Source organism: Streptacidiphilus sp. EB129 (assembly GCF_041262645.1).
Lineage (GTDB): Bacteria > Actinomycetota > Actinomycetes > Streptomycetales > Streptomycetaceae > Streptacidiphilus.
Genome location: NZ_JBGCCS010000057.1, coordinates 23,239 through 31,333 on the forward strand (window position 1 = coordinate 23,239; position 8,095 = coordinate 31,333).

The 8,095-nt window shown below is 67.1% G+C and carries 9 protein-coding genes; 3 read left to right on the forward strand and 6 right to left on the reverse strand.

The genetic code is table 11. From position 1 onward, the window contains the following. Positions 1 to 39: 39 nt before the first annotated feature. From ABH925_RS35250 to ABH925_RS35270, 5 genes are all read right to left on the reverse strand, one after another. Positions 40 to 615 carry a transposase gene (locus tag ABH925_RS35250; protein ID WP_370155194.1) on the reverse strand — a complete coding sequence of 192 codons (576 nt, stop codon included), beginning with the start codon at positions 613 to 615 and terminating at the stop codon, positions 40 to 42. A gap of 995 nt (positions 616 to 1,610) precedes the next feature. Beyond that, positions 1,611 to 2,690, reverse strand: coding sequence for a peptidoglycan-binding protein (locus tag ABH925_RS35255; RefSeq protein WP_370155196.1), 1,080 nt, complete (start codon positions 2,688 to 2,690; stop codon positions 1,611 to 1,613). A gap of 385 nt (positions 2,691 to 3,075) precedes the next feature. Further along, the gene (locus ABH925_RS35260) at positions 3,076 to 3,579 is read right to left on the reverse strand and encodes an RICIN domain-containing protein (RefSeq protein ID WP_370155198.1); all 504 of its coding nucleotides are present in this window, start codon (positions 3,577 to 3,579) and stop codon (positions 3,076 to 3,078) included. Between the two features lie 122 nt (positions 3,580 to 3,701). Beyond that, on the reverse strand, positions 3,702 to 4,166 hold the full coding sequence (locus ABH925_RS35265; protein WP_370155200.1) for a DUF2690 domain-containing protein: 465 nt from the start codon (positions 4,164 to 4,166) through the stop codon (positions 3,702 to 3,704). Between the two features lie 38 nt (positions 4,167 to 4,204). Beyond that, positions 4,205 to 4,597 (reverse strand): peptidoglycan-binding protein, encoded by a 393-nt coding sequence (locus ABH925_RS35270; protein WP_370155201.1) that lies wholly within the window; start codon positions 4,595 to 4,597, stop codon positions 4,205 to 4,207. 893 nt (positions 4,598 to 5,490) lie between these two features. On the opposite strand from ABH925_RS35270, the gene ABH925_RS35275 reads away from it, so the two are divergent. Continuing rightward, positions 5,491 to 6,378 (forward strand): tyrosine-type recombinase/integrase, encoded by an 888-nt coding sequence (locus tag ABH925_RS35275; protein WP_370155203.1) that lies wholly within the window; start codon positions 5,491 to 5,493, stop codon positions 6,376 to 6,378. Between the two features lie 38 nt (positions 6,379 to 6,416). Here ABH925_RS35275 and ABH925_RS35280 read toward each other — a convergent pair whose 3' ends face one another. Then, entirely contained in the window at positions 6,417 to 6,980 is a 564-nt protein-coding gene (locus ABH925_RS35280) for a hypothetical protein (RefSeq protein WP_370155206.1), read from the reverse strand. Positions 6,981 to 6,985: 5 nt separating this feature from the next. On the opposite strand from ABH925_RS35280, the gene ABH925_RS35285 reads away from it, so the two are divergent. Together ABH925_RS35285 and ABH925_RS35290 are read left to right on the forward strand one after the other, a co-directional pair. Then, positions 6,986 to 7,396 carry a hypothetical protein gene (locus ABH925_RS35285; protein WP_370155207.1) on the forward strand — a complete coding sequence of 137 codons (411 nt, stop codon included), beginning with the start codon at positions 6,986 to 6,988 and terminating at the stop codon, positions 7,394 to 7,396. 34 nt (positions 7,397 to 7,430) lie between these two features. Then, positions 7,431 to 8,000 (forward strand): hypothetical protein, encoded by a 570-nt coding sequence (locus tag ABH925_RS35290; protein ID WP_370155209.1) that lies wholly within the window; start codon positions 7,431 to 7,433, stop codon positions 7,998 to 8,000. The last annotated feature ends 95 nt before the right edge of the window (positions 8,001 to 8,095 follow it).

The following is an 8,095-nucleotide window of genomic DNA, read 5'->3' on the forward strand; positions in this document are numbered from 1 at the left end:
GACGTCCGGCAGCAGAGCGATGGCGCTCGTCGGCGTCGGTCAACTTCCAGCCGACCAGGTAGCGCACGGTGCGGCGGGTGGTGTTGAGGACTTCGAGGTGGTCCAGGAGGTCGTGGGTAGCCACGGCGCCGTCGATCCGGATGAGGATCTTGGCGGCCGAGGAGTCGGGGACCTGGCGAGGGCGTCGGCCAGGACGCGCAGGTGATCGGTGACCGTGTTGGCGCCGGCGTTGCCCTCGCGCAGCAGCATGGCCAGGCATTCCTGGGTGTTCTGGCACCACGCGGCCAGCGGGTGAAAGCCAAACGTCCGCTTGAAAGTCACCGCTGCCCCGGCCTTCCTGGACGCCGAGGTGATGATCGTGGCGTCGATGTCGATCACGATCCACCCGGTCAGGCGCTTGCCCGTAACACTCAGCCAGGGGAAGCCACCGGGCCGAAGCGCGATCGGGTTCCACACGTGCCGACGCACCCGCGCCCGGGCCTTCGCGATCCTCGTCAGGGCCTTGTCGTCGATCGCCGACAAGGCTCGGCGCAGCGTGGAGTCCGAGGCCGGACTCTTGAACAGCGCGGCCTGGTGGGCCGGCAGGGCCCTCGGCGTCCAGCAGGCTCGTCGCACCCAGCGCGATCGCGACCGCGAGCATCACCACCCCCTGGCCGCGGTCACGCCACCCGGAACCGATGCCGCTCGGCAGCACCCTCCTCCAGCGCGCTGGTCAACCCGGTCCGTGTCCGCACATCGGCACAGCAGCGCCGCCCCGGTGTGTCCGACCACGCCCTTGCCATCGGCCTTCGCCGGCAGCCGTTCATCCCACCCTGTAACCTCCACCCGAAAGGTGCCTTGCTCCCGCACTGGATATGACTTCGACACTCACATCCCTGCAAGTCAACGGCACCTTTCTCTGATCCGGGGTCAGATCATCGCCACCGTTGAATATCCGAGGTCAACGCACCACCTGGAGCCACGATGTGGACTTCGAGCGGCGGTCACAGGGACGGTCCAGGGGATGTCACTTTGCTGGGCTCACTGGCGACGGAGTGTCAGATAGGGACGTCCTCCACTGGATTCGGCGACGTTTTCCTTAACGGCAGTTCCGCTGGATGAGGCCGTGTCACTGCGAGTGAGTGCCCTCCGTGGGACCACTCTGGGACCACACGCTGTGCGCGGGTCGCCGCGAGATGCCTTCGGGTGCACACTGGGCGAGCGCATGGCGTGCACTTTGTTCCGTTTCAAGTAGCAATAAGGCTTTTGCATCTGACTGGGGGTCAGGGGATCGCAGGTTCAAATCCTGTCGTCCCGACAGATGAAGTAGCAGTTCAGGGCCGGTTTTCCCGCAAGGGAGATCGGCCCTGATGCGTTTCCCGACCCGCCTGGGGAGAATTCTGGGAGAGGATCTTGGTCTGAGCCCGGATCCACCGGCCGGTGACCGTGAGAGGCTGACCAACGAAGAAGACGTGCCCTGTGACCTGCGAGTATGGGAGTTCTCTACGCTTCCAGCTCGCGGTAAGACAAGGCACGTGAATACGGCTCTGCGGATCCAGGCTGACAGTCGGGCCGCTCGGGCAGGGCGCGCGGTCATGGCGGCGGGAGGGCGGACCGCATCTGTCGGTGGATCAGCTGAGGTGGTAGTACCCGATCAGGTTGGCTCCGTCGCTCACCGGCTGGTAGCGGGTGTAGGCGCCGGTGAAGGGCTGGTCGATCATCATCGGAACCCCGTCGACTGTGCCGGTGTAGACACCGACGTGGTCCGGGTCGCCCGGACCGCCGCTTCCGAAGAAGACCAGGTCGCCGGGGATCGCGTTGGCCAGGGACACCGTTGTGAAGCGTGGGTTGCTGATCTGGTCACCGGTCGCCTGGCCGATATCGCCGGCGCCCGCCTGCCAGTAGAGCCAGCGGGTGAAGCCGGAGCAGTCCAGGCCCACCGTGTGGTCGGCCGGGCACGGAAGGATGGTGCCGGTGTAGCCACCGCAGGTGCCGATGGAGGGGCCGGTGTCGCTGTCGTGGCCGCCACCCCAGACGTAGGGGATGTTCTGCGTGAGTGCTGCCCGGGCCTCGCTCACGATGGCGGCGTAGCGGGCCGACCCCAGGTCGGGCGGGGTCTGCGGTGCCGGCTGCCCGTACAGCTTGGCCTTTGTGGTCGGGTCGGCCACGCCGGTGGCCGGGAGTCCGACGGAGGTCTGGTAGGTGGAGACGGCGTTGGCGGTGGCCGGCCCGAAGCTGTGGTCGACGGTCAGTCCGGCGCCGTGCGAGTTGAGCAGGTTCTGTACTTCCTCCACGCAGCCGTCGTTCTCGCCCTGCTGGATGTCGACCGCGCAGCGCGGGGAACCGAGGTTGATCGGCGTTGCCGGGTTCACGTAGTAGAGCGCGCCCCGGGTGGCGGAGCCGACCAGGCCGTCCGCCGTCAGGCCGTTGGCGCTCTGGAAGGATTTGACCGCGGCCAGGGTGCCTGAACCGAAGGCGCCGTCCACCGTGAGTGAGGTGCCGTGCTGGTTGAGCAGGGTCTGCAGCTCCGTGACGCAGCCGTCGTCCTCGCCCTGCTGCACCACGCTCGGGCAGGAGGGGGAGGAGAGGTTGATCCGGTCAGGCACGGTCGCGGCGGAGGCCGGGCCGGCGGCCAGGCCGAGGAAGGCTGCCGCCAGTGCTGGGGCCAGCAGTCGGGTGGTCCGACGCGCGAGGGTTCCCTTGACGGGCATGAAGGTCCTTTCAGAGGACTGTCGTGGGATCGGTGCGGCGCCGTGGGTGTGGTAGAGGCCACGGGGCTACGGGTCACTGGGGGTACTGCGGTGTGCTTCCTTGCGGCCGGGAGGCTGCTCTCGTTCTTCTGGCTGATCGCTCAAGGGTGACCGCGCCCGGCACACCCGCACCGGGGCCGCCGATCCCAGCGCTGGTCCGCCCGCACCGAGACCACCTTCGGATCTCGACAATCAGAGACCCACGCAGGATGCGGCGTTCGTCATTTCACGACACGAATCGACCCACACAAGGGAGCGAAGGGCCCTGGCCTCGACCGGGTGCCGGTCGAGGCCAGGAGCCGCTGCACATTCATCATTGATCGCTTACGACCACTGAACGTGAAGGCTAGGCGGGAATGACGATGAGGTTCTCGTTGTCAACGTCCTGGCAGGTGTAGAGACGCATCTCGTTTCCCGGCGCGTCGCCGCCCCACCCGTTCACGCAGGTGTGCCAGGCGCTCTGCGGCTGGATCTGGGTGCCGCTGCCGGTGTGGACCCAGTTGAACAGGCCGTCCGGGGTGGTCTCGCAGTTGTACAGCTTGATGTGGTTGCCGACCGTGTCTCCGCCCTCCCAGTTGTTCAGGCACAGGTTGTAGTTGAGGCCGCTGTGGACCTGGAAGTGGGTGCTGTCCACCCAATAGGTCGTCCACATCTGGGCTTCAGTGCCGTTGCAGGTCCACTGCTGGACCTGCTGACCGACCACTGCATTGGAGTTCGGCACGTCGAGGCACAGGTCGTTGGCGAAGCCGAGCGGCGAGGTGGAGTTGGCGGCGCTGGCCGGGCTCGCGGCGAGGCCGGTGGCTATCAGGGCAGCGCCGGTGACGACGGCAGCGACAATGCTCTTACGCATGGGTGACTTCCCTCGTGAGTGGTCAGGATCTCTTGAATGGGTGGTCCACGACGCCTGTCGCGTCGATGGCTCGTGCGGGGGGGGAGGGGGAGGTCACCCCCACTGGCCGTGGACGCAAGGGCTCAGTACGCAGCGGTCGCAAAGCCGCCGGTGGACGTCGATGCGTCGTAGTAGGCGGATCCGATCGCCACCGAGGTGACACCTGCGTCGTTGACCATCGGCGTGTAGCACGAGTAGGCGCCGAGGGAGCCGACCCAGCTGAGGGAGCTTCCACACTGGTACAACGTGTAGTCGGAGTTCCGGTAGACCTGAGCGGTTCCGGTGGGCTGACGGTACGACAGAAGTCGGGCCCAGGTGGTCCTGCAGCCAGTGCTGTACCGGAGCTGGATCTGCCCGACCACGGTCCCGTCGTTCATGGCGATGTTCGTCGATGCTGCGGTGATTGCGGAACTGGCGCAGCCCGAGGAGATGGCGTCCTGGCCGTCATAGGTCGCAGCGTCCGCGTTGGCGGTGAGTCCGAAGGTCAGACACAGGGCTGCGACGGACACTGCGGCAGCCTTGGACGCGGTCCGGGATATGGTCTTCATGCTCTCTCCTCCGAGAATGGTGGGATGTCGAGTCAGGGTCAGGTGGGCAGGATGTTGGCGCAGTTGGTGCCGGAGGCGCCGTAGGTGGCGCCGACCAGGAGATTTCCGGTCTGCGGTCCGACGATGCCGTCGACCTGCATCGACGGCACCGCGCCGTAGTCCTTCACGGCCTGCTGGTAGGCGCGGATCGCTCCGGCGGTGTCCGGCCCGAAGGAGCCGTCCTCGTCGAGGTGGTGCCAGCCTGGGTCGCCAATGTCGTTGAGAAGGCGCTGGACGCACCACACGCCGTCGTAGGTGTTGGTCTGGCCAGGGCCCACCCACGGGGTGCTGGGATTGCTGTTGGCACTGGCCACGCCGCCGAGAGCGCCGGCGGCAAGGACCGCGGTGACGGACACCACGCCAAGCCGGACTACGAGCCTTTTACCGATCATGGTTCTCCTCGAAAAGGGAAGGGCTTCGACAAATGAAAATGACGAAGGGCTGGGCGGCAGCGCGGATGTGTGTCGCTGCGGGTCAATGGCCGAACAGCTGACGCGTATCGCCTGCACACGCCCTTGCGACGTGACCGTGCGAGGTCATGGTCGTGGACGTTCTCAGGCCCCCTGAACCTCGGGCTCCCGCTCGGCCGGGCTCTCAACACCGCAAGGCACGCATCAGATGTCTGACGTCCCGCACCCTTGACCCGTGCGGCTGCCACGGCAGCCGCGCCGATGTCACTGCGCGTCGAGCGCATGGGTGCCCCCATGGATGAGTCGAGTGTGATGGACGGCGCCGTGACCTGGCGTGTCGCAGAAGGCCCCTGAAGCGCGGCTCCACCTTGCCGGGCGGCACGCGGTGGTAGCAACCCTGATCCGGTGTCTCCGCGTCCCAACGTGCCTTCAAGGCTCTGACCTGCGGATTGAGACGTCTCACGATGCGAAGCGCGCGCCACGACCTGCTGACGTCCACGAAGACCGACGCTGAGCACAGCGTTGACACGGGTGTTCAGGAGCAGTCTCCGGCCGTCCCAGCGGATCGACGGATGCAGGTTCAGCCGGTCTCCACCCGCCACCTCGACTCGGTGTCCCTGCTGTCCCTGTGTCCCTGGTCCCGTATCCGCGTGCGGACACCCAAAGATCACACTCGACACAACCACCGCAGCAGTAGCGGTGGGACGTTCCAGACCACGATCACGCGCGCGAGGAGGTGCACCACAGTGGCCCTGACCGACACTCAGCGGATCCGCTTGTGTGAGCTGGCTGACGCGGGCACATCGGTGCGGGACATCGCAGACGAGTTGGGCATCTCGCGGTCGTCGGTATCCCGGCACGCGAAGGGCCTGGGTGTGTCGTTCGACAGGTCGAAGACCGGGGCGGCCGCCTGGTGCAGCGACGCCGGCCGCAGTCCGCTCCCGGCGACGCCGCACACGCTGGCCGAGTACGTCAGCCATCTCGCCGACCTCGACCAGGCGCCGTCGACGATCGAGCAGGGCATCGCCGCAATCCGCACCGCCCACCGGGTAGCCGGTCACCGTGGCCAGCCGGAGACCGACGCGGCCCTCGCCGTCCTCAAGGTCCACCGCCGAGACCGTGCCGCGGCGGGGAAGCGGAAGCGGAAGGCGCCGCCGGTCACCCTCGCCCCGCTCCGGGCGATGATCGAGACCACCGACCCGGAGACACTCTCCGGGAAGCGTGACCGCGTCCTGCTCGTCCTCGGGTTCAGCATGATGGCAAGGCGGTCCGAGCTGGCCGCGCTGGCCATCAGTGACGTCCGGTTCACCGACGACGGCCTCACCGTTCTGGTGCGGACCAGCAAGACCGATCAGGACGCCGTCGGCGCCGAGGTCCACATCCCCCACGGCGTCCATCCCGACACCGACCCCGTGCGCGTCACCCGGGCCTGGTTGGACGCCCTCGCTGAGCAGCAGGTGACCGACGGACCGCTGCTCCGCCGGATCAACCGGTGGGGCCAGTTGCAGGCTGGCGGCATCTCCGGCGCCGCCGTGAACGAGGCAGTGGAGCGTCTCGCCGCCGCCGCTGGCCTGGACGGTGCGGCGGACTTCACCGCCCACGGCCTCCGCGCCGGCGGACCCACCGAGGCCGCGAAAGCCGGTCACCCGACGAGCTTCATCGCCGAGCACGGCCGCTCGTCCAAGACCAGCCCGCAGGTGCTGGAGTACATCCGGCCCGTCGACCGCTGGCGGGACAACCCGATGAGGGGGATCGGGCTGTGATTCTCACGAGGTGGTGGTGGCCACGCCCTCCCAAGGGATCATCCAAGGCTGGAGCCCTCGCGCATGCCCGTCATCGTGAGTCTGACCGGCTTTCCGCTGTGCTCCTGACGCCACATCGAATGGTCTCCGTACCAACTCGGCGCCAGCGTGCGGCTCATGCTGAACAGCGCCCAGTCGCCGAGCTCCAAGCAGACCGGGTCGACGCGCTTGCCATCCTCTGATCCTCCGTCGGAGCCATAGACAAACCGGTAGGGTCCCCAGATCGTTCGTGCGTACTCAGCGGCCTCCGCTTCAGACCGGTATCCGCCGACGGGGTCGTGATTAAACCCGTCGCCCCGCACCGAGACCGTTAGCTGGTCGAGCCGATCCAGTCCGGCAGGCCCGGTCAGCGTCAGCCTCAGCATGGCGCGGTCGTTGCCCTGGTCTGTGAACGCGATGTCGAAGGTCGGGGTCAGCTCGGTGTGCCAGCGGTTGTGCTCGATCGCTGCCACTGCAGCGGCAGTGTCGTTCGACTTGCGAGCTGCGCGCCAGGACGCGCCTGCTGCGACGGCGCTCAGTAGGGCCGAGGTGGCGCTGACGGTTGCGGCTATCGGGAAGTCCATGGCCGGTGACCGTAGCGCTCACCACTGACAGGTGGTCCATTCCTGACATCCGGCAAGCCGAGATGCGTAGCTTGGGTGGGGTGACGGTCTACTTTCACACCACCGACGCCACCGAGGCGATCCTCCGCGACGGGTTCCGCGACGCCGAGGGCACGTACAAGCTCGTTGGCTTCACCCTTCGCGGTGTGTTCATCGCCGACGTCCCGATGGATACCAACGAGGGCGCGAAGGGCGAGCAGCTCCTTGAGATCGTCTTTCCGGACGACGTGAACCTGGAGAACTTCGAGCTCGTCGAGGAGGGCAAGCCGTACCGCGAGTGGTGTGTCCCGGCTGAGCTGTTGAACGAGCACGGCGCCAGGCGCCTGCTGGCTGGTAGCGAGCGCGACGAGGTTGAAGCAGCACAATGGGCCAGCTGACGCCGAGGTTGACCTTCCGGGATTGGGGGGACTCATGAGCGCCGTCGTCCAGATATCCGCCCTCGCCGGCGTCATCGTTGGCGCAGGCGCCTCGTATGTCACCACCACGCTGACCGAACGTGCCCGATGGCGACGACAGCAGGATGTCCGGTGGGACGAGAGGAGACTCGTCGCCTACGCCGACTACGCACGGGCAATCAAGGACATCGCCGTGGTCGCGCACGGACTGGCCGCGCATAGAGGGCTCAACTCGGATGCGACACCACTGGAGCCGACGGCACAGAATCTGGCCACGCTGGATTCGGGTGAGGCACAGCGCTCCGGACTACTGGAGACCGTGCGCCTCCTCACTGACACAGACACCATCACCGCGACGCGCCATTTGGATCACTGCCTATGGCACCTGGTGGCTCTGGCTAAGGGCCAGATGCCAGGTGGTGCGGAGGAGTGGGAAGCAGCGTTCGCCGAGTACAGGCGAGCTCGGGACGAGTACCACCGCTGCGCCCGAAAGACCCTCGGCATACCCGGGGCGGCAATCCCACGTGATCTGACATGGCCACCCCGATGGAAGCAGCCTCCTGCGGGTGGCCCACCCGCGGCCTGATACTGCAACCGCATCTGGGGGTTGTGGCCTCGGCGTTTGTAGTCTTCCCGGGCCCTTGCGGTCCCGCCCGAGGCCGGGAAAATCGGGGGTGGTGC

Excerpts from the sequence above, each read along its gene's own strand:
- ABH925_RS35255 (WP_370155196.1), bottom strand. The coding sequence starts at position 2,690 with ATGCCCGTCAAGGGAACCCTCGCGCGTCGGACCACCCGACTGCTGGCC.
- ABH925_RS35260 (WP_370155198.1), bottom strand. The coding sequence starts at position 3,579 with ATGCGTAAGAGCATTGTCGCTGCCGTCGTCACCGGCGCTGCCCTGATA.
- ABH925_RS35265 (WP_370155200.1), bottom strand. The coding sequence starts at position 4,166 with ATGAAGACCATATCCCGGACCGCGTCCAAGGCTGCCGCAGTGTCCGTC.
- ABH925_RS35270 (WP_370155201.1), bottom strand. The coding sequence starts at position 4,597 with ATGATCGGTAAAAGGCTCGTAGTCCGGCTTGGCGTGGTGTCCGTCACC.
- ABH925_RS35280 (WP_370155206.1), bottom strand. The coding sequence starts at position 6,980 with ATGGACTTCCCGATAGCCGCAACCGTCAGCGCCACCTCGGCCCTACTG.
- ABH925_RS35290 (WP_370155209.1), top strand. The coding sequence starts at position 7,431 with ATGAGCGCCGTCGTCCAGATATCCGCCCTCGCCGGCGTCATCGTTGGC.